We start from the raw sequence: 19,634 nt of genomic DNA, 5'->3' as shown, positions 1-19,634 counted from the left end.
CAACCCTGCCTACCCTATTCCATGTTTAAAGTATAAGGAAGTCTAATCACCCCAACCTTGATTATTAAGCCATGAAAATAGCATGATATAGACATGTGTCTCAGTAAAAATGTGAAGACCAAAAAAGCGATGGTTGCCCATCGCCTCATAAAGCCAAACTACTTTTCAATAATATAATTCCAACGTAAATCCTTGGATTTCTGCTTCAACTTCCCGCAACAATTCCATGACTTGATCAGCGTACTCTCCAAGAATTTCTTTACTTTTCTCGAACCCAATCCATTGAAAAGTAATCGGCATGCTTACAGCCCCAGTCAAGACATCCCATAGAGCGTCCAAATTGCCTCCATAGCTCTCGTCTAACTCCAACTGGTTCTGCAAAATTTGATGAAGCTCTTCCTTGCTATGAAAGTCGTTTCCGTTAATCTGAATGATGCTCATATCATTTCCTCCATTTATTTTAACTGTTCAAATGACTTGTAATGATCTGTCGTCTGGTAGATTAGACCGTCATTGGAGTATAGAATTCGGTCGCTTCCGCGCCGTCCTCCAGAGTAATTTATATCGGCTTCGTACCAGATCCGGCCTTTTTTGTTGGGGAGTAATCCTTCCCGGTTCCTGAACACGTCGCCGCCGATGCTTTTGCCTGGAGCAACTTCTCGCAGGTTACCTTCGCTTGGTTCCCATCCCAGATCTCTTGCCTCTTTCTTGGTAATGTAATTTGGTGGGAGTTCATTATGCTCCGAGATATAGTCGGCAACCTCATCAAATCCCATATCCTCCGAAACTTGAGGTGATCCAAGATCACGCAAAGACTCTGACGTACAACCCGAGAACAATAATGCAGCGAGGATGATCACTAACGTGTAAGCAAATTTTCTGAAAAACATAATCTTTTCTCCTTTTGATGTTCTTGCTCTTGCTGTCTTCCGTTTTGGTGCTATTTCGATGACAATGCTTCTAATGTTAACGATTTGTAGTAATTAAAGCAATTCTGTAAACCAATCATTGAGACAAATCCAATTGGTAAGAACAGCTAAGCCTGCTCTGCTCCATTGATGCATATGCTTATCATTCAACAAAAAAAGCCGCTAAAATAGCGACTTAAATCGTACCACGATCATTACCATTCCATACATTCATTAATACATTATTTTAATTTACCCATCCAGTTCTCTAGGGCTATAACTACCTCTTCCAACTGCTTTTCTTCTGTAATTGCAGGTTGATTATCTCCTTTTTGCATGCCATATGAGCCAAATTGACCGTGATTTCCACCCTCAATACTCACATATGTCGTGTCTTCCGGAAGATTTGCTTTGGCATTCTCCCAGTCTTCCCTGTTAAGCACTCCGTCATCCGAGCCTGTAATCTGTAAGATAGACAAGTCCGTATTCTTCAAGCTACCTCCTTCATCTGCATAAGAAGCCAGGAAAAAGACGCCTTCCAACTTCTCATTGTGCTCGGCCGCATACCGTGATGCAAATGACCCTCCCAACGAATGGCCACCAATAACAAACGCTTCGTCAGGATGTTCCTCGATAAAGGAATCAGCCTTGTTCTGACCGAAAATCGCCAAGTTTATTGGCATGTTCGCAATGTATACGCGGTGACCCTGTTCTGCCATTTCTCTGGCAAGCGGAGAATAACTTTCAGGTTTAACCAGACCGCCTGGATAAAAAATAATATTCGGTTGGGTTATCTCTGTACCCACGGGTTCAAATCGGTAACCGTCCTTAATCTTGGCTACATTAACCTGAGCATCACTTGTCATCGCAGTTTCAGCTCGCTCAGAGTGACTATACGTTACCGAATTAAGATATACGAAAACGCCGGCCACAATAATAACGATGGACAAGATAGTCCACATAATTATTTTTTTCCATTTGTTAGTACGTTGTGCAGTTTTCAACCTTAAAACCACCTTAGTATGAGGATAATGATATGTCTTTTTTAACTCTACATAATTATACTTACCGGTAAGTATAATTACAAGATGATTTTGCTAACTATCGTTATTTGTCATAATATATTCATGGAGGGAAATTCAATGACAGAAAAATCACCCAAACGATTGCCTGGAAGACCCAAACATGGCAACGACGATATCTCAATTCAGCAAACCATTATTCAAACTGCTTCACAGTTATTCATGGAGTATGGCTACGAAACAGTCACGCTTCAGCAAATTGGCAAAACATGTAGCGTGTCGAAACCAACCATTTATTATCATTTCACCAGCAAACCAGAGCTTTTTAAGGTTGCCTTTACAACAATGTTACAGAATGTGAGCCGGTTAACCTCGCATATCCTTGATCAAGCCGAGAATCTGGAGTCGGGGCTTGTTCGTCTGGCAGAGGCCAGACTGGGTAATCCACATGCGGAGATTGAAACCATGCTCAGAGAAGCTGAACCTTTTCTTGAACCAGCTCAAATTCAGGATATACGCAACGCCGAGCATCAGATTCACGAAGTGTTAGCCTCCCATTTCCAACGGGCAATGGATGAAAACAGAATACGGACGGACGATCCGTTTTTCCTGGCAGAGACCTTCTCGACATTGATGTTAATGGGTAATCGGGAAGATAACCTGCATAAATATGGTTCCAATCTTTCATTGGGCCAAAAGCTAGTAGATATTTTCATTCGCGGAGCGCAGTAAAACATCAGGGCAACAAGGAGAGCTGATATGAATATCCCTAGAGGAACCTATGGGTTTCGATTCGCGGAAGACAAGGAGCTCCAACTATGTGTACTGTATGCGGCTGGATGTGATTCAATAACCGATCCTTCTTATCATTGGGATGGACTCGAACGTTCGGACGGGCCCCTCCTGTTATTCCAATATACAATCTCGGGTGAAGGTGTGTTTGAGTCGAATAATCGCATTCATCATGTTAGCGCAGGACAAGCTTTTTTGGCCGAAATTCCGGGAGCTCATCGCTATTACTACCATTCAGCATCAAAAGAACCTTGGGAGTTTCTGTTCCTGCTGTTCAGGCCCACTCTTATTCTGCCCCATTGGCGAAAGTTCCTTCGGGAAGCTGGAGAAGTTCCCTATTTACCCGCTGATTGTACACCCATTCGACTGTTGCGGATGATCGTGACAGATGCGGCAACAGGCAGAATCACTGATCCTCTGATCGCATCATCCAGCGTATATCAGTTCATGACAGAGTTGACTCGATTACAGAAAACGACATTGCGCAACAGGGAGAATTGGTCTGAAAACATTCAAATAGCCGTTGAATACATAGAAAACAACTACTCCAAAATGATCAGTATCGATCACCTTGCGGAGCATGTTTCCCTTTCCAAATATCACTTTATACGTCGCTTTTCCTCCAGTACAGGTTTGACCCCAGGTGCTTATCTGACTCGTGTACGTACAGAAAAAGCAATGGAACTGCTGCGCGGAACTACGCTTAGCATTGAAGTCATCGCCGAGCAAGTCGGGTATTCCAGCGGAAGTTATTTTATCAAAGCCTTTCGCAGCATAACCGGCGTTACGCCAGGTGAATTTCGTAGTGGCGGAGAAAGCCTTGTGTACCGTAAATTGTTCTTCGACTAACCGCAATATTTTGCTATTCCACACTCAACATTACTGTAGATATTAATAAAATCCTTTATTATGATGAATTGAGCGAGAGCAATAATTAATCCATAAAGGAGCATTCCCATGAATCATACGCTTGCAGCATCAACTCCACCGCTTGGCTGGAACAGCTGGGATTGTTACGGCGCGGCCGTTACGGAAGACGAAATTCGTGGCAACGCCGAGTACATGGCAGAACATCTTAAAGACTTCGGCTGGAGTTACATTACGGTCGACATTCAATGGTACGAGCCTTTGGCCAATTCTTCGCAATATCGTCCGTTCGTTCCACTCATCATGGATGAATATTCGCGGCTTATGCCTGCCGAGAATCGGTTTCCCTCCGCTGCAGGTGGACAGGGATTTAAGCCATTAGCCGACTACGTTCATAGTCTTGGGCTGCAATTTGGCATTCACATCATGCGCGGTATTCCACGTCAAGCTGCACATGCCGCTACTCCGATCCTGGGCACAACCGCCACTGCGCGCGATATTGCTCATCCGAATTCCATCTGTCCGTGGAATACAGATATGTATGGTGTCGATAGCTCAAAAGAAGGTGCTCAGGACTACTACGATTCGCTGTTTGAACTGTATGCACAATGGGGCGTTGACTTGGTCAAGGTAGACGATATTGCTGCTTCAAGGCTCTATGACACCCATCAGCCAGAGATCGCAATGATATCCAAAGCGATTGAGCGCTCTGGTCGGCCCATGGTACTAAGTCTCTCTCCTGGCCCTGCTCCGGTGGAATACTCAGAATTCTTGGCTGAACATGCCAACATGTGGCGTGTCACGGACGATTTCTGGGATCTGTGGCCGCTGTTATTGGATATGTTCGACCGCTGCCGGACGTGGCAGGGCGTTCCCCAAGCAGGCTGCTGGCCAGACTGTGATATGTTGCCTTTGGGTCATATCGGTATCCGTTCTGTGGACGGTGGTGGAGCAGATCGCTGGACTCGGTTCACACCTGACGAGCAGTTGACGATGATGTCACTGTGGAGCATCTTCCGTTCCCCGCTCATCTTTGGTGGTGAACTGCGAGATAACGATGACTGGACACTATCCCTGTTGACCAATCGTGAGGTTCTGCGAATGCATCGCGAGAGTTACGGAGCCAGAGAAGCCTTACGCAAAGACGATCTTATTGTGTGGACTGCCCAGCATGCGGATGGCTCCTCTTACGTCGCTGTATTTAACATCGGTGAGAAAACTCTACCTGTGGATCTGTCCATTGATGAGGTTGGATTGTCCAGTATTACCGAAGGCACCGAATTGTGGAGCCAAGAAGCAGCTCAATTAACAGAGAATTCCTTAGTTACTACTGTACCTGCGCATGGTGTGCGTCTCTATCAGTTTTCCTAGGCTTGCCAAAGAAAAAGAGAGGTCTGTCGTTCATTAGACAGACCTCTCTCTCATTTCAAGTCATTAAAAATGCATTGCATAAGCATTTCAGTATGTATCCATGGCTTGAACGGCCATATGAAATGCTTTAATTCTTCTTTCCAGAAGAGTCTTTTGCGGGCTACCTTCTTTGGACTTGGCATACATGTTCTCAAGGGATGGAAACAATCCAATCAAGACAAGGCCGGCTTCTGTTATATCTTCCTTGGAGTATTGATGAGGCTTCTGGTTCCAGTGTTTTTCCAGAACTGCTAGGCCGATGTATAGAGCTTGGAGACGTTTCTGTAGCAATGTCGTGTTATTACTTTTCTGAGTCATATTCACTAAGGCATTTTCCGATTTTCGGATGGTTGATTGAAAAGCTTTGATGGATTGCAGTTGATCTTCTTGTGACACATTTCCCATGGAGTACTGACCTCGCTTTCTAGGCTTAGTTTGATCGGACTTTCTATTAAATCACCTCATAAATATAACAAAAAAAGCCGCTCAAATAGCGACTTTTAATGTGTTCATTCTCGATTCAGTTCTAGAGTACCTTCTCCAAAAAGCTGATCGTCCGTTCATTCTTCGGATTTCCAAATATCTCTTCAGGAGTGCCCTGCTCGACAATATAACCCCCGTCCATGAAGATCACACGATCAGCTACTTCACGGGCAAAACCCATCTCATGGGTAACAATGATCATCGTCATACCCTCGCTCGCAAGATCTTTCATTACACCCAGAACTTCGCCTACCATCTCTGGGTCAAGCGCCGAAGTCGGTTCATCAAATAACATCACATCCGGGTTCATAGCAAGCGCACGAGCGATAGCAACCCGTTGTTTTTGCCCCCCCGAGAGTTGACTGGGAAAACTAGCCGCTTTATCAGACAACCCGACACGATCCAGAAGGCTAAGACCTGTTTTTCGAGCCTCTTCTGCGTTTAAAACCCCTAATTCTCTTGGCGCAAACATTATATTTTTCAATACGTTAAAATGAGGGAATAAGTTAAAATGTTGAAATACCATGCCAATATTTTCACGCGCTTTATTAATGTTGGTTTTAGGATCATTGAGATCCTGATTATCTACAATAACTCGACCAGCTGTGATATCTTCCAATTGGTTGATACAGCGCAAGAATGTACTTTTTCCCGAACCGGAAGGCCCGATGACACAGACAACTTCTCCTTCGTTGACCGCCACATCAATTCCCTTTAGGACCTGATTCGAGCCGAAACTTTTCTTCAAACCTTCAACTTTTATTTTAGCCACGACGAACCTTCACCTCCAGATAATCAGCAATTTTGGTCAATGTGATGATAACAATCAGATACATAACCGCAACCGTTAACCAAATGTCAAAAGAGGAGAACGTTCTTGCAATAACAATTTTACCCGATTGTGTCAACTCTACGAGACCAATAACGGACAAGATTGACGTATCCTTCAACGTGATAACCATCTGGTTAATGAAAGAAGGAATCATAACACGTACCGCCTGCGGAATAACGATCTTTATCATCGCTTTGCGATAAGGAAGGCCCAATGAACGGGCAGCTTCCATCTGACCACGATCAATCGATTGAATCCCGCCTCGGATAATCTCGGTTACGTACGCCCCTGCATTCAGACTAAGTGTCAGAATGGCCGCCAGGAACAATGGCATCGTGAAGCCCATCGCCTGTGGAATCCCGAAATAGATAAAGAATGCCAGGACAATCAGCGGAATACCGCGGAAGATATCCACAAATACGGTGGCAACACCACGAAGGAATTTGTTCTGTCCCACCTTCATAAATCCGAAAATCAGACCGATGATAAACGCGAAGAACAGGGACACAATCGTGTATAAAAGTGTTTTTCCCAGACCTTTAAAAAGTGCAGGAAGAGATTTCTGAATTAGTTCCCAACGCCCCAGATTTGCGACTTGGGCATTCTCTCCAACATATTCTTCGATAATGCGCTTGTACTCACCGTTAGCTTTGATATTCACAAGACCAGCATTGAACATCTCCAGGAGTTCCTGATTTTTACCCTTACTTACCGCAAATCCGTAGGAAGCCCCGTCTTCTTTGGCAGTAACGATTTTTAAACCATTATTCTGCTTTACCCCATACCTTAGAACGGGTTCATCTTCAAAACAGGCCACCGAATTACCGGTCTTCACATCATCATACATTTGATATGATTCATCGAATGGGACAACGGTAAAGCCATATTTTGAGGCGATGGACTCAGCAAAGCTGTACCCTTCTGTTCCCGTTTTTACAGCCACCTTTTTACCACGAAGATCTTCGTAACTTTTAATGGTATCATTATTGGAACTAATCCCCATAACAACGCCTGAATCATAATATGGCTCTGAGAAGTCAAATTTTGCTTTTCGCTCATCCGTAATACTCATCCCTGCGATTACACCATCGACTTGATTCGCCTCAAGTGCCTGTACAGCTGCGTTAAATCCCAGGGATTTGATTTGATATTTGAAATTTTGATCTTTGGCGATGGCATCCAGCAAATCCATGTCGATACCAACAAAATCACCATTCTCATCTTCATATTCGAATGGAGCAAATGTGACATCAGTTCCGATAACATAGGTTTTACCGGAATCGGAGGCTGCAGCAGCGTTCCCTACCCATCCTGATAGACCGCTCACCAGGAGCAGCATCAGTGAAAGTATAAAAAATGAGATCTTCGTTGTTTTCATGTGTCCTCCCCGTCTCGGTATTGTCCGAATAATCATTATTTTCTTTGGAATCGGTATTACGGTTATGCTTTTTGTCGATCTTCTGCCCATTTGATTGTTATTATTTACTGTATATTAACAATCAATGCTTTGCCTCTCCACTTGCAACATTTTCCTCCATCATTTTTTCCAACCAGTAAAAGCCCTTTTAATACTTACCCTTTAGGTAAGCTTCGCGAAACCCAATATTACATTGTGAATCTGAAAAAAGGTACATTTACTTTAAAACGTATTATTTAAAATTTAAGACTCAAAAAAAGCCGCGATTTCCGCGACTTTTTATTGTACAGTTTTTTATAATCTATTAATTTGCTCTGGTTGTCAATACAATCTCGAACTTCGAACCAGCTTCACCCGCGAATACAATAGTTCCGTTCTCAGGCAACACAATTTCGTTTTGTCCACTGACCACTGTATGATTAATGCCTATGCCAGCTTGGTTATATACAGCAAATGCGCTGTTTGCAGACATCTTGACCTTCATTTTCTTACCTGCAGCTGATGCTGGAATCGAATACCATGTGGCATGACCATTTGCCTGAATCGTTGTCTTCGATTGTTTTCCTGCATAGATCGGTTTGATGACGTCTTGAGCAGCATAAACGTTGCCTCCAGCTGTAACATATTCCACGCCATTTTCCTCATAGAAATTAAACTCCATCGTGTCACGGCCTGCTAATCCAGGAATTTGCAATTGGTTCACAGCTTGGTTAGCTCCAACGATTTTATTCGTGTAGACATAACCCGGTAGCTCATTAAAAGTATGAATGGGAATCATCGGCATCGCTGCGTTGTACAGTGTTGATGTGTATTTTTCATTGACCAACACGTAGGCTTTGCCTTCCCGTTTCAGCCATGCGGCCTTTACTTCTTCCGACAATTCATTGGTTTCAAGCTTTTCTGCCTTATATTCAGAGGAAGCAACTTGCCCAAGCCCAGGAACAGACTGATACGAGCGAGACCACAAATATGTGTTCCCGTTGATTTCCTGAACGAACTTCAGCTTTTCCGTAGCCGCATCATTAACAAATGAGCCATCAGCGTTGTACGTATAGGTCTGATCAGGACTGTTAGGAGACGACAGATTAGATAGCGTTAATTGCCCATCATCTGTTACGTCCATCTTCATTAACATGTTTGCCCCACCCGCGTACATGCCTGTGTGCTGTGTAAGTTCCTTCGGCATGTTTGTTTTCACTGGTGCATCATGTGACTTCTCCGGTTTACGCTCAGGAATGATATTCTTCTCCTCAAGCGCACCAAGCAACAGCTCAGTTGCCAGCAATTGATCCGTTGAGCTATGACCACCCGAAGAGGTTACGGCAGCAGCCATATTATAATCCGGTAACACAATTAAGGAGGAATGATAGGTTATTGTATTGCCACCTTTGCTTACTGCCTGGATGCCGTAATCATTAAAAGGAAACAAGTTCACGCTGTCCCAGCCGAGGCCGTAACCAATAGACGAATCGCCTTCTTCCGGCCACATGCCTCTCTTGTATTCTTCTTGCTCCATGGCCTCTACGGACTCCTCCGAAAGAACACCTTCAACCTCACCTGTAAAGATTTTCGAGAACTGAACCAGATCTTCAGCGGTGGAATAGATGCCTCCCGAGGCAATCATATTTGTAGTCTCTAACGGGAGTTGTTCCTCATGCGAAGGGGCGTATGTTGCTGCCATCTGGCTAAAGTCCACAATATCTTGCGGTGTTTTGGTATGCGCCATACCAAGAGGTTCGGTTATGTACCGGTGCATGAAAGTTGTGAAGCTCATGCCGCTGACCCGCTCAACCAAAATTTCAGCTAATGTAAAACCGTCATTACTATACACCGAGTATGCGCCAGGATCGGCTTTCAGATGTTGCGTCGCCAATTGTTCCAGTAACGTATCATGCGCATAGGTATCATTATCTCCAAACAGTATTGCACTGTTACTTGACGTTCCGAGAAGTCCGGATGAATGATTCAGTAGCATACGTGGTGTAATCTGTTGGTAACGCTTGTCTTTCATTTTAAAATCTGAAATATACTTCACGACAGGCTCATCAAGATCGATTTTGCCTTGGTCCACTAGCTTCATTACGGCGGTTGTGAGCATCATCTTGCTGGTTGAACCTATGCCATACATGGTGTCTGAAGAAAGGGGAATATTGTTTTTCAGATCATTTTTGCCTGCCTGACCGGAGATCACAATCTCGCCCTCATCCATCAGTGCGTACTGCACACTTGTCGTAGCGTATGATTCAGTGAGTACCTTGGCCTTTGCGCTTACTGCCTTTTTAGTTAGATCATACGTAGGGCTACTACCGTTACTGGTAGCGGGTGTGGCCATCGCCGACATTGGGGACATCATTGCAAACACCAAAGTTATGGCGGCGATAGACGTTCGTTTCTTTCGTGTCAATCTCATCTTCTCCTGTCTAGTCTATGGATTAGGAATCTCTGTGTTCGTACTCCCGTAGTGTAACCGAAGAAGATGAACTGTCTGTGGCTTGAATATGAATCGAGTATGAACCAAGCAGGATCAACCCAAATAGGTTGGACACACAGTAAAAATCGCTGTAGTACAGCTTTGTTTTGTTTGCAAATTAAACTTTTGCTATAATGGTATATCAATCAATGGAGTGCCAATAACATGACTAAGTACATAAATAAATGCAAACCATAATTCAGCATGAGTAATGGAGTTGAAGCAATGCTAAAAGTTAATCGGAATGACCATCGCCCGATCTGGCAGCAACTTTTGGATCAAGCGATTCATAATATCACAACCGGGAAATGGCAACCAGGCGAATTGCTACTCCCCTCACGCGAACTTGCTCAATTAATTGGTGTTTCACGGTCAACCATACAGATTGTGTACGAGGAATTATTCAGTCGAGGGTATACGGTAACTTCCCGTCGGGCCGGGACAAGGGTTAGTGATTGGACATATGTACCTCGTTCATCAGAAGGCGTCACGATGCAAGGGCCTATTCCGCCCGAACTGCCTGCACTGAACGAATCGATTGGTCATCTGCATAGTTGGTTTGGCAATAGGGACAATCGCAAAATAGAAATTGATTTTAATCCCCACGAGCCTTATTTAGATGAGAGTTTTACAAAAGCCTGGAGGCAATCCTTTTTGCAAGCTTCCACTGAACCCAATCTGGATCTTTGGGCTTATGGCGATGCCAGAGGTTTACTGGCGTTAAGAGAACAGATTCAGCGTTATTTGTCACTTGAACGAGGCATTCATATCGATGTTGATCAAATCTTGTTAACCTCAGGTGCACAACATAGCATTGATTTAATTGCCCAGGCACTTTTAAGTGAGGGAGACAGAGTTTCCGTAGAAGATCCCGGCTTCCCTGCTGCTTGGATGGCGATGAAATACCGCCGGATGCAAGTCGATCCCGTTCCAGTCGATGAGTATGGATTATGTGTAGATCATATTCACCCACAGACAAAACTCGTATTTGTCACACCTTCTCATCAATGCGCAGTTGGCGTTATTATGTCGGAGCCTCGCAGGCAACAATTGATGCACTTGGCAGCTCATCATCGATATTGGATTGTTGAGGATGATTACGATAGCGAATTTAGGTACCGTGGAGATCCGCTTCCAACTATATTCAGTCAGCAACCTCAGAATACGCTTTATATGATGAGTTTTTCCAAAATGGTTGCACCTGGTATTCGTCTATCGGCTATCATCGGTCCCAAAATAGCCATCGATCGCCTTACCCAAGTTCATGAATTAACCTATCGTCATCTGCCGATTATGGAACAATTAACGCTAACTCATTTTATTGAGCGTGGTCATTTTATGCGCCATATGAGAAGAGTTCGGAACATATATCGACGCAGACACGAAGTCATGACCAAAGCCATTGTTGCTTCTGGGCTAGGCTCACGATTTACATTAAGTGGTGTGGAAACGGGATTACATATGCTTCTAGAATCTGAAACGTCATTTGACGAAGAAGCGCTGACGAATGCTGCCCTTGATCAAGGTGTACGCGTGTATCCGCTTAGTAGATATTGCTTGGAGAGTCATCGAAAAGGATGGATATTAGGTTTTGCAAAAGTGGATGAGGAGCAGATTGAGGAAGGCATACATCGGCTTGCAAAGATTGTATTATGATGGAGAACATGCTCTCCAATCGGATTCGAAAGGATGTTTTTTGTAATGAAAATTTTAGTGTTAGGAGCCACCGGACGGGTTGGAGGTCATTTCGTCTCCAATGCCCTACGTTCCAATCATCATGTAACTGCACTGGTTAGAAGCCTGGAAAAGGTACAAATCAACAATGACAATTTCGTTCTGCATCAAGGAAACGCTTTAGTCAAAGAGGATATTCATCATGCCATACAGGGTGTGGATCTCGTTGTTAGTTCCTTAAGTACCGATGGAACGACTACATTATCGCAATCCATGGGACATATCGTTGAGGCTATGGCTCAGGAGCGTATCAAAAGAATCATTACCATTGGTACCGCAGGAATATTGGAAAGTCGAACGGATCCTGGCTTGCTTCGTTTTCAATCCCCTGAGTCTAAACGTAAGTCCACGCGAGCAGCTGAAGAGCATCTGGAGATGTACAACATTCTCAAAGCTTCAAAGTTAGAATGGACCATCGTGTGTCCTACCTACTTATTTGATGGAGAATCTCTCGGTAAGTACCGGGTTGAGCGCGACTATTTGCCTGACGGTGGAACTTCTATATCTGTAATCGATACTGCGGAGTTTGCTTATCAGCAATTAATGTCTGATGAGTATGTACAGTCTCGTGTAGGTATAGCCTACTAGGGCGTCTCCTATATCTCAATTGAGGTATATCTCTTCGTCAAAAAAGTAAGTTTCAATATAGGCATGGAAAATCAAAGAGCCTGCAATTGTTAGCCATCAGGAACAATTGCAGGCTCTATTTGTGTCTGCTGTTGAGCTATTTAAGCCCTTCATATAGAGGAAATTGCGAAGTGATTTCACGGACACTACCTAATATTTGATTTTTCACATCCGAGTTTTTTGGATTTTTAAAAGCAAGCCCTATCAGCTGAGCGATTTCTTTCATTTCCCTGGCTCCAAGCCCTCTTGAAGTCATAGCCGGAGTTCCAAAACGAATACCGCTTGTAACCAAAGGACTTGCCGTATCGTGAGGGATTGCATTTTTATTCGCCGTAATCCCTACTTCATCCAGTAAAGCTTCGGCTTCTTTGCCTGTAAGGCCCATAGTTCGTAAGTCAACCAACACGATATGATTATCTGTTCCTCCCGATACAAGGGTAAGTCCTTCATTCATTAAAGTTTCTGCCAATACGTTGGCGTTATTCAGAACACCTTCAATATATGTTGTGAACTCGGACTGCAATGCCTCGCCTAATGCCACCGCTTTCCCCGCGATAACGTGCATGAATGGCCCGCCCTGAGTCCCCGGGAATACAGCTTTGTCTATCGCCTTTGCCCAGGACTCCCGGCACAAAATGGCTCCCCCTCGTGGTCCTCGTAAGGTCTTGTGTGTGGTGGTTGAAACAAAATGGGCATGTGGTACCGGGTTAGGATGCAAACCTGCCGCAACAATTCCTGCTATATGCGCCATATCTACAAAGAAAAGAGCTCCCACTTCGGCGGCAATCTGGGCAAATAATTCAAACTCAATGGTCCGCGGGTATGCACTTCCACCTGCAACAATCATGCGTGGACGATACTTATAAGCAAGTTTACGTACTTCGTCAAAGTCAATGCGGCCCGTCTGTGCATCGACACCATATGAAACAAAATTGTAAAACCTACCTGAAAAATTAACAGTACTTCCGTGGGTTAGATGACCACCCTGGGATAGATTCATGCCAAGTATTGTGTCCCCAACCTCAACCGAGGCAAAATATACTGCCATGTTGGCCTGAGAACCGGAGTGAGGCTGCACATTCGCATGTTCAGCGCCAAAAAGTGCTTTAAGGCGGCTATTTGCTATCTCTTCGACTGTATCGACATGCTCACACCCGCCATAATATCTTCTGCCCGGATACCCCTCCGCATATTTATTGGTCAATACCGAACCTGTTGCTTCCATCACAGCTTGACTTACAAAATTCTCTGATGCAATCAGTTCTATCTTATCCCGCTGCCTTCCAAGCTCTTGCTGGACAGCCATTCCTATTACTTTATCTTGCTTCTCCAAATGTTTCATGAACATCTTCCTCTCAATATTACGGTTATTTATTCGTTCCAAGTTGTTTTTTGGGAAATTTACTATTCATCAGTAGATGTGCCATCATTCCTGCAAACAGTCCCCAAAATGCACCACCCACACCAAGCAAAGTCACATTCGCTGCTGTCGCCAAAAACGTAATCAATGCAGTTTCACGTCCCTTAGGGTCCGTTAATGCATTGGCAAGACTGCCACCGATCGTTCCAAGTAAGGCTAATCCCGCTAATGTTGCAATAAAGGTAGCAGGAAGAATCAAAAACAGAGCAGCCAATGTTACGCCAAAAATGCCGACAAAAATATAAAAAACACCACAAGCAATACCTGCAATATAACGTTTGGTTGAATCCTCATGTGCATCCTTTCCTGTACAAATCGCTGCTGTAATAGCTGCCACATTAAAAGCATGTGATCCGAATGGGGCTGCAAGAAGCGAACCCAAACCTGTTACAGCTAAAATAGGATTGGCACTTGTCTTGAATCCATCATTACGCAGAACAAGCATTCCGGGCATATACTGCCCTGTCAAGGTAATAATGAACAGCGGTAGCGCAACGCCAAGTAAGGCGTTTAACGAAAACGCTGGAACAACAAATACAGGCGATGCTACAGCCAATTGGATTGTACTGAAGTCTGTTTTCCCCATGCATATCAAATAAATCAAACCGATTGCCAATATGCCAACAATGGCGTAACGGGAAGTAAACCTTCTTAGCACGATATAGCCTGCAAACAGTACAATCACAAGCAAAGGATCTACCTTCGCCCCTCCAAAGGCCGAAATACCAAACTGTAGCAAAATACCAGCTAACAATCCGGAGGCGATGCCTGGGGGAATAAGTCGAACGAAACGTTCAAACATGCCTGACAAACCTAAAATAATAAATCCGACTGCTGAAATCATGTAAGCGCCAATAGCTTCTGGATAAGGGGTTACCGCTAATGCTGAAACGAGAAACGCCACACCCGGTGTAGACCAGGCTGTAATAATCGGTTCCTTATATCGATAACTGAGCCAAATTCCTGTTACTCCTACCCCAATCGAGATGGACCAAATCCAGGAAGCGGTCATTTCCGGGCTTAAACCAGCGACTTTTGCAGCTTGAAAAACAAGGATAAACGTACCCCCGTAATTAACAATTACGGATATTAAAGCGGCGATCACCGGCGATATCAAATCACGGCCACGTAACGAAGGGGATGCTGTCTTCATATTTAACACTACCTCTCACTTAATCATCGATGCGTGTGTTTTCATTCCAGTAATACTCGTCCGGTAAATAGCGTTGACCAAATACACTTGTCCCTACACGTATCATTGTAGCTCCTTCTTCAATGGCGACTTGGAAGTCACCAGACATACCCATCGATAAAATATCCATTTCTACGCGTGGAATATTTTTCTCTTTAATCTGTGTACGGATCTGGTTTAACAATCGAAAACAATGTCGTGTTTCTTCGTTTGTCGCATTCAGTTTTCCAATGGTCATTAAACCTTTCACGTTTAATGTCTCGAATTGAGACAACTGTTCTACAAGCTCAACGGCTGTTTCTGGAGAGGCACCAAATTTACTTTCTTCGTAGGACGTATTAATTTGCACAAGAATGTCTAAGCTCTTATTCTCTTTGAGAAGCTGGTTATGTAACGCTTGACCCAGTTTCAGACGATCTACGGAATGGATGAGAGTAACATATTTAACTACGTCCTTTACTTTATTTGTTTGCAGATGTCCGATAAAATGCCATTCCACCTGCTTGCTTTGTTCCATGAGTGGGAATTTGTCTCGGAGTTCTTGAGCTTTGTTTTCTCCAAACAAGACCTCACCTGCTTGAATAGCTATTTGTAATTTCTCTAGCGGTACCGTTTTGGTCGCGAGCAACAACTTGATGTCCTCTATGTTGCGACCTGAAGCCTGGCAGGCCAATGCCATTTGCTGTCTTACAGCTTGAAGATTTTCTTCTACTAGATGTTTCATGTCAGCCACCTTCTTTCTATTCCGAACAGGAATGAATCAATGAGATTAGCTCCTCCTTATGTATTGTGAAGACTGTGTAGAACGTCATGCTAGTATAGCAACGGATGGATTGGATATACATATCCAAAAATGCTCTTTTGGAGCACTCCAAAAAGACAAAGTGGATATTAATACAATTGGGGCACCTTTAATATGCTTTTAAAAAGTCAATAATCTGATTGATGTGATGCCCGCACGCTTCTTCCAAAATGAAAAAGCCGCTAAATTAGCGGCTTGGTTTAGTTCTATGTTCATGTCCAAGAAGATACATGTTTTATGATGATTTACTCATTCACATTTTCCTTCGTTACCAGCTTCAATTCAGCGGGAATCGATGACTCCACCTGCTTGCCACTGAGCACATCCAGAGCTGCTTGCAGCGCCAGTTGGCCAATCAGTATAGGCTGCTGAGCGACTGTTGCCGTCAATTTCCCATCCTGAATGGATTTGATTGCATCATCATTACCATCGAATCCGATGACCGGAATGTCTTTACCTGAGCTTTGAATCGCTTCAATTGCACCAAGTGCCATCTCGTCATTATGGGCAAATACCGCTTGCACGTCAGGATTACCCTGTAGCAAGTTCTCCATGACATTTAATCCTTTGGACCGATCAAAATCAGCAGATTGTTTGGAAACCACATCAAGTTGCTTGTCAGCCACTTCATGGAAACCTTTACCCCGTTCTCTTGTTGCGGAAGCACCAGGCACACCTTCAAGTTCAATGACTTTTGCTCCCTCACCCAGTTGTTCCACAAAATATTCAGCTGCCATGCGTCCACCTTTAACGTTATCAGATGCCACTAGTGCCGCCACTTCGCCTTTATCTGCGGAGCGATCCAGCGTGATCACAGGAATGCCCACACTATTAGCGGATTGAACCGCTGTGGAGATCGCTGCAGAGTCCGCGGGGTTAATCAGAAGTGCACTAACACCTTGCTGAATGAGATCATCCACATCATTGGTTTGTTTGGCCGAATCGTTCTGCGCATCCACCACGATGACCTGTATTCCCTGTTTTTTGGCTTCAGCCATGACCCCATCCTTCAGTGATACAAAGAATGGATTGTTTAGTGTAGATATCGACAAACCTATTTTCTTCTGTCCGTTACTTTTGTTTGGGTTAGGTTTCGCCCATTCCGGTGGCTCCAGAGAGCACCCGGCCAGAACGATGATCATCAGCATACTTATGAGTGTTACAGTCCACTTTTTCATATTCGCTTCTCTCCTTATGCTGTTTTTTTGCGGTCCAGCAGGACGGCAATGGCAATGACGATACCTTTTACAACCATTTGATAAAATGAGTTTACTTCAAGCAAGTTCAATCCATTATTCAACACGCCGATAATCAGAACACCGATCAGTGTACCAACGATGCGTCCGCGTCCTCCAGCAAGACTTGTACCACCCAATACAACTGCTGCGATTGCATCCAGCTCGTAGGATGTACCTGCCGTTGGTTGCGCTGAATTCAAACGCGATGTCAGAATTGCACCTGCCAGAGCAGCGAGCATACCTGTCAGGGAGTAGATCATAATTTTCACGCGATTAACTTTGATACCCGAGATAATGGAAGCTTTCTCATTACCGCCGATGGCGTACGTTTTACGACCAAAAGCCGTTTTATGCAAAACAATCCACAGAATCATGAAGGTAATCAGCATCGTGATTGCAGGTACCGGAATGCCCAGCAGGTAACCGCGGCCAAACAGTTGGAACAACAGGTTATCCCCGAGCCCTGTAATTGGATTACCATTGGTGTACACCAATGTCAGTCCCCTGAATATGGTCATGGTAGCCAATGTAGCGATAAACGGAGCCATTTTACCTTTGGTAATCATCAGTCCGTTCACCATACCCATGACACCACCGAGTGCTACACCAATAATGATGGACAAGATCGGATCGAGACCAGACAACATCATGTTTGCTACAAAAGCACTGGATAAAGCCAGGATTGAGCCGACCGACAGATCAATTCCACCCGTCAGGATAACAAACGTCATACCAAAGGCAATCAGCGCATTAATCGAGACTTGACGCAATAAATTCAAGATATTGAGCGGTTCCAAGAAACTTGGATTCAACACCGATACGATGAGAATAAGAATGATTAAGCCAAGCAGCGGTCCCAATTTTTGTATCACGTTTGAGAAACGGAATCCGCTTTTAGCCGTTTTGTTTTCCTGCATTGTTGTCATATCACTGTCCCCCTGTGGCCAATGTCATAATGTGTTCTTGTGTTGCTACTTCCCTTGCAACCTCGCCACTGATGTGTCCCTCATGCACAACCGCGATCCGGTCGCTCATGCCAAGCACTTCAGGCAGCTCCGACGATACCATGATGATTGCAACGCCGCGGTCAGTCAGTTCATTCATCAATTCATAGATTTCGCGCTTCGCCCCGACATCCACTCCGCGGGTAGGTTCATCCAGGATAAGTACGCTTGGTCCGATACCAACCCATTTCGCGATAACCACCTTCTGCTGGTTACCCCCGGATAGATTCCTTGCCGCCGTCTCGGAGGATTGCGTTTTGATCTGTAGACGTTTAATCAGTGTATCTACGAAGTCTTGTTCTTTTGAAGTTGAGATGAAACCTTTGCTTGAGAAACTGAACAGATTTGGCAACGCCATATTCTCGCGAATAGAGAAGTCTAATACCAGCCCTTCATCCTTGCGGTCTTCTGTAATAAACCCGATTCCATGTTTCACTGCATCTGCCGGTTTACGAATGTTCGCTTTTTTGCCGCGGATGAAGATTTCACCGCTATCCAACGTATCCAAACCAAAGATGGTTCTCATGATCTCTGTTCGTCCAGAACCCATCAGTCCTGAAAAACCGAGTATTTCCCCCGCTCTCACGGTGAAGTTAATATTCTCGAATAGACCTTTGCTACTTGCATTCCTTACTTCGAGGACAACTTCACCATAAGAAGGATTCCGGACAGGATAACGCTCGGTAAGTTCACGACCTACCATTTTCCGCACCACTTCATCAAAGCTTGTCTGCGGAATAGCTTGTGTGTCTACCGTTCTTCCGTCACGCATGATGGTAATCCGGTCACAGATCGTGAATATCTCCTCCATTCGGTGAGAAATATAGACGATGGATACGCCTTCCTTCTTCAGCGAGCTGATTACACCAAACAGCTTCTGGATCTCACGCTCCGTAAGTGCTGCTGTTGGCTCATCCATAATGATGACCTTGGCATCTGTCATTAGCGCTTTGGCAATCTCGATCATCTGTTGCTGCCCGACAGAGCACTCTCCCGCAGGACGTTCCAGTGGTATGTCTACGGAAAGCTTGGCGAACTGTTCTTTGGCAAGCGCTTTCATTTGTCTTGTATTGAGCAATCCGAACGATGATGTCAGTTCCTTACCAATAAAGAGATTATCCAGCACCGTCATTTCAGGCCATACATTCAGCTCCTGATGTATGAATGTGAGACCCAGTTTCTCGGCTTCCTTCGGACTTGCAAAATAGTTTTCTTCTCCGTCTATGGTAATGGTTCCCTGATCACGCTGATGAAGACCAATCAGAATATTCATCAGTGTGGATTTGCCGGCTCCATTCTCCCCCATCAGGGCATGAACTTCACCATCCTTTAGTTCAAAATCCACTCCGCTCAGCACCTGATTCGTTCCAAACGCTTTATGAATGTCTTGCATCTGAATGTGCATTACGCAACCTC

General features: G+C 44.4%; 18 protein-coding genes. 5 read left to right on the top strand and 13 right to left on the bottom strand.

Annotation, left to right across the window (positions count from 1 at the left end; all coding sequences use genetic code 11):
* Nucleotides 1-165: 165 nt before the first annotated feature.
* From AC4E8D_RS15380 to AC4E8D_RS15370, 3 genes are all read right to left on the bottom strand, one after another.
* The gene (locus tag AC4E8D_RS15380) at nt 166-441 is read right to left on the bottom strand and encodes a barstar family protein (protein ID WP_221821074.1); all 276 of its coding nucleotides are present in this window, start codon (nt 439-441) and stop codon (nt 166-168) included.
* Nucleotides 442-455: 14 nt separating this feature from the next.
* Nucleotides 456-890, bottom strand: a complete 435-nt coding sequence (locus tag AC4E8D_RS15375; RefSeq protein ID WP_036615937.1) for a ribonuclease domain-containing protein — start codon at nt 888-890, stop codon at nt 456-458.
* A gap of 260 nt (nt 891-1,150) precedes the next feature.
* Complete coding sequence (locus AC4E8D_RS15370) at nt 1,151-1,912, bottom strand: alpha/beta hydrolase (RefSeq protein WP_490206436.1); 762 nt, start codon at nt 1,910-1,912, stop codon at nt 1,151-1,153.
* A 138-nt stretch (nt 1,913-2,050) separates the two neighbouring features.
* On the opposite strand from AC4E8D_RS15370, the gene AC4E8D_RS15365 reads away from it, so the two are divergent.
* From AC4E8D_RS15365 to AC4E8D_RS15355, 3 genes are all read left to right on the top strand, one after another.
* Nucleotides 2,051-2,662 (top strand): TetR/AcrR family transcriptional regulator, encoded by a 612-nt coding sequence (locus tag AC4E8D_RS15365; RefSeq protein ID WP_221821072.1) that lies wholly within the window; start codon nt 2,051-2,053, stop codon nt 2,660-2,662.
* 27 nt (nt 2,663-2,689) lie between these two features.
* Nucleotides 2,690-3,571, top strand: a complete 882-nt coding sequence (locus tag AC4E8D_RS15360) for an AraC family transcriptional regulator (RefSeq protein ID WP_221821069.1) — start codon at nt 2,690-2,692, stop codon at nt 3,569-3,571.
* A gap of 108 nt (nt 3,572-3,679) precedes the next feature.
* Nucleotides 3,680-4,960, top strand: coding sequence for a glycoside hydrolase family 27 protein (locus tag AC4E8D_RS15355; RefSeq protein ID WP_339308452.1), 1,281 nt, complete (start codon nt 3,680-3,682; stop codon nt 4,958-4,960).
* Nucleotides 4,961-5,047: 87 nt separating this feature from the next.
* On the opposite strand, the gene AC4E8D_RS15350 is transcribed toward AC4E8D_RS15355, so the two are convergent.
* The 4 genes from AC4E8D_RS15350 to AC4E8D_RS15335 form a co-directional block, all read right to left on the bottom strand.
* The gene (locus AC4E8D_RS15350) at nt 5,048-5,404 is read right to left on the bottom strand and encodes a hypothetical protein (RefSeq protein WP_490206435.1); all 357 of its coding nucleotides are present in this window, start codon (nt 5,402-5,404) and stop codon (nt 5,048-5,050) included.
* Nucleotides 5,405-5,525: 121 nt separating this feature from the next.
* Nucleotides 5,526-6,254, bottom strand: coding sequence for an amino acid ABC transporter ATP-binding protein (locus AC4E8D_RS15345; protein WP_221821066.1), 729 nt, complete (start codon nt 6,252-6,254; stop codon nt 5,526-5,528).
* Nucleotides 6,247-7,692, bottom strand: a complete 1,446-nt coding sequence (locus tag AC4E8D_RS15340) for an amino acid ABC transporter substrate-binding protein/permease (protein WP_221821064.1) — start codon at nt 7,690-7,692, stop codon at nt 6,247-6,249. Before AC4E8D_RS15340 ends, AC4E8D_RS15345 begins: the two co-directional genes overlap by 8 nt.
* Before the next feature lie 343 nt (nt 7,693-8,035).
* Nucleotides 8,036-10,141 (bottom strand): serine hydrolase domain-containing protein, encoded by a 2,106-nt coding sequence (locus tag AC4E8D_RS15335; RefSeq protein WP_221821062.1) that lies wholly within the window; start codon nt 10,139-10,141, stop codon nt 8,036-8,038.
* A gap of 285 nt (nt 10,142-10,426) precedes the next feature.
* Here AC4E8D_RS15335 and pdxR point away from each other — a divergent pair, with 285 nt between their 5' ends.
* Complete coding sequence (pdxR, locus tag AC4E8D_RS15330; protein ID WP_221821060.1) at nt 10,427-11,857, top strand: MocR-like pyridoxine biosynthesis transcription factor PdxR; 1,431 nt, start codon at nt 10,427-10,429, stop codon at nt 11,855-11,857.
* Nucleotides 11,858-11,902: 45 nt separating this feature from the next.
* Nucleotides 11,903-12,523 (top strand): NAD(P)-dependent oxidoreductase, encoded by a 621-nt coding sequence (locus AC4E8D_RS15325; protein WP_449004743.1) that lies wholly within the window; start codon nt 11,903-11,905, stop codon nt 12,521-12,523.
* Between the two features lie 136 nt (nt 12,524-12,659).
* On the opposite strand, the gene glyA is transcribed toward AC4E8D_RS15325, so the two are convergent.
* From glyA to AC4E8D_RS15295, 6 genes are all read right to left on the bottom strand, one after another.
* Nucleotides 12,660-13,904 (bottom strand): serine hydroxymethyltransferase, encoded by a 1,245-nt coding sequence (gene glyA, locus AC4E8D_RS15320; protein WP_339308447.1) that lies wholly within the window; start codon nt 13,902-13,904, stop codon nt 12,660-12,662.
* Nucleotides 13,905-13,929: 25 nt separating this feature from the next.
* Nucleotides 13,930-15,135 (bottom strand): benzoate/H(+) symporter BenE family transporter, encoded by a 1,206-nt coding sequence (locus tag AC4E8D_RS15315; RefSeq protein WP_101313745.1) that lies wholly within the window; start codon nt 15,133-15,135, stop codon nt 13,930-13,932.
* 19 nt (nt 15,136-15,154) lie between these two features.
* The gene (locus AC4E8D_RS15310; protein ID WP_339308445.1) at nt 15,155-15,898 is read right to left on the bottom strand and encodes a YggS family pyridoxal phosphate-dependent enzyme; all 744 of its coding nucleotides are present in this window, start codon (nt 15,896-15,898) and stop codon (nt 15,155-15,157) included.
* Between the two features lie 323 nt (nt 15,899-16,221).
* Nucleotides 16,222-17,154, bottom strand: coding sequence for a ribose ABC transporter substrate-binding protein RbsB (rbsB, locus tag AC4E8D_RS15305; RefSeq protein ID WP_036615972.1), 933 nt, complete (start codon nt 17,152-17,154; stop codon nt 16,222-16,224).
* A gap of 14 nt (nt 17,155-17,168) precedes the next feature.
* A complete protein-coding gene (locus AC4E8D_RS15300; RefSeq protein WP_370511443.1) occupies nt 17,169-18,131 on the bottom strand; it encodes an ABC transporter permease subunit in 963 nt (320 codons plus the stop codon).
* A gap of 10 nt (nt 18,132-18,141) precedes the next feature.
* Entirely contained in the window at nt 18,142-19,623 is a 1,482-nt protein-coding gene (locus tag AC4E8D_RS15295; RefSeq protein WP_036615975.1) for a sugar ABC transporter ATP-binding protein, read from the bottom strand.
* Nucleotides 19,624-19,634: the final 11 nt, after the last annotated feature.

The sequence above is a fragment of the Paenibacillus sp. SRL342 genome (assembly GCF_984798905.1).
This window is presented reverse-complemented; position numbering and strand designations above follow the sequence as displayed.

Excerpts from the sequence above, each read along its gene's own strand:
- AC4E8D_RS15380 (WP_221821074.1), bottom strand. The coding sequence starts at position 441 with ATGAGCATCATTCAGATTAACGGAAACGACTTTCATAGCAAGGAAGAG.
- AC4E8D_RS15375 (WP_036615937.1), bottom strand. The coding sequence starts at position 890 with ATGTTTTTCAGAAAATTTGCTTACACGTTAGTGATCATCCTCGCTGCA.
- AC4E8D_RS15365 (WP_221821072.1), top strand. The coding sequence starts at position 2,051 with ATGACAGAAAAATCACCCAAACGATTGCCTGGAAGACCCAAACATGGC.
- AC4E8D_RS15360 (WP_221821069.1), top strand. The coding sequence starts at position 2,690 with ATGAATATCCCTAGAGGAACCTATGGGTTTCGATTCGCGGAAGACAAG.
- AC4E8D_RS15355 (WP_339308452.1), top strand. The coding sequence starts at position 3,680 with ATGAATCATACGCTTGCAGCATCAACTCCACCGCTTGGCTGGAACAGC.
- AC4E8D_RS15350 (WP_490206435.1), bottom strand. The coding sequence starts at position 5,404 with ATGGGAAATGTGTCACAAGAAGATCAACTGCAATCCATCAAAGCTTTT.
- AC4E8D_RS15340 (WP_221821064.1), bottom strand. The coding sequence starts at position 7,692 with ATGAAAACAACGAAGATCTCATTTTTTATACTTTCACTGATGCTGCTC.
- AC4E8D_RS15335 (WP_221821062.1), bottom strand. The coding sequence starts at position 10,141 with ATGAGATTGACACGAAAGAAACGAACGTCTATCGCCGCCATAACTTTG.
- pdxR (WP_221821060.1), top strand. The coding sequence starts at position 10,427 with ATGCTAAAAGTTAATCGGAATGACCATCGCCCGATCTGGCAGCAACTT.
- AC4E8D_RS15325 (WP_449004743.1), top strand. The coding sequence starts at position 11,903 with ATGAAAATTTTAGTGTTAGGAGCCACCGGACGGGTTGGAGGTCATTTC.
- glyA (WP_339308447.1), bottom strand. The coding sequence starts at position 13,904 with ATGAAACATTTGGAGAAGCAAGATAAAGTAATAGGAATGGCTGTCCAG.
- AC4E8D_RS15315 (WP_101313745.1), bottom strand. The coding sequence starts at position 15,135 with ATGAAGACAGCATCCCCTTCGTTACGTGGCCGTGATTTGATATCGCCG.
- AC4E8D_RS15310 (WP_339308445.1), bottom strand. The coding sequence starts at position 15,898 with ATGAAACATCTAGTAGAAGAAAATCTTCAAGCTGTAAGACAGCAAATG.
- rbsB (WP_036615972.1), bottom strand. The coding sequence starts at position 17,154 with ATGAAAAAGTGGACTGTAACACTCATAAGTATGCTGATGATCATCGTT.
- AC4E8D_RS15300 (WP_370511443.1), bottom strand. The coding sequence starts at position 18,131 with ATGCAGGAAAACAAAACGGCTAAAAGCGGATTCCGTTTCTCAAACGTG.
- AC4E8D_RS15295 (WP_036615975.1), bottom strand. The coding sequence starts at position 19,623 with ATGCACATTCAGATGCAAGACATTCATAAAGCGTTTGGAACGAATCAG.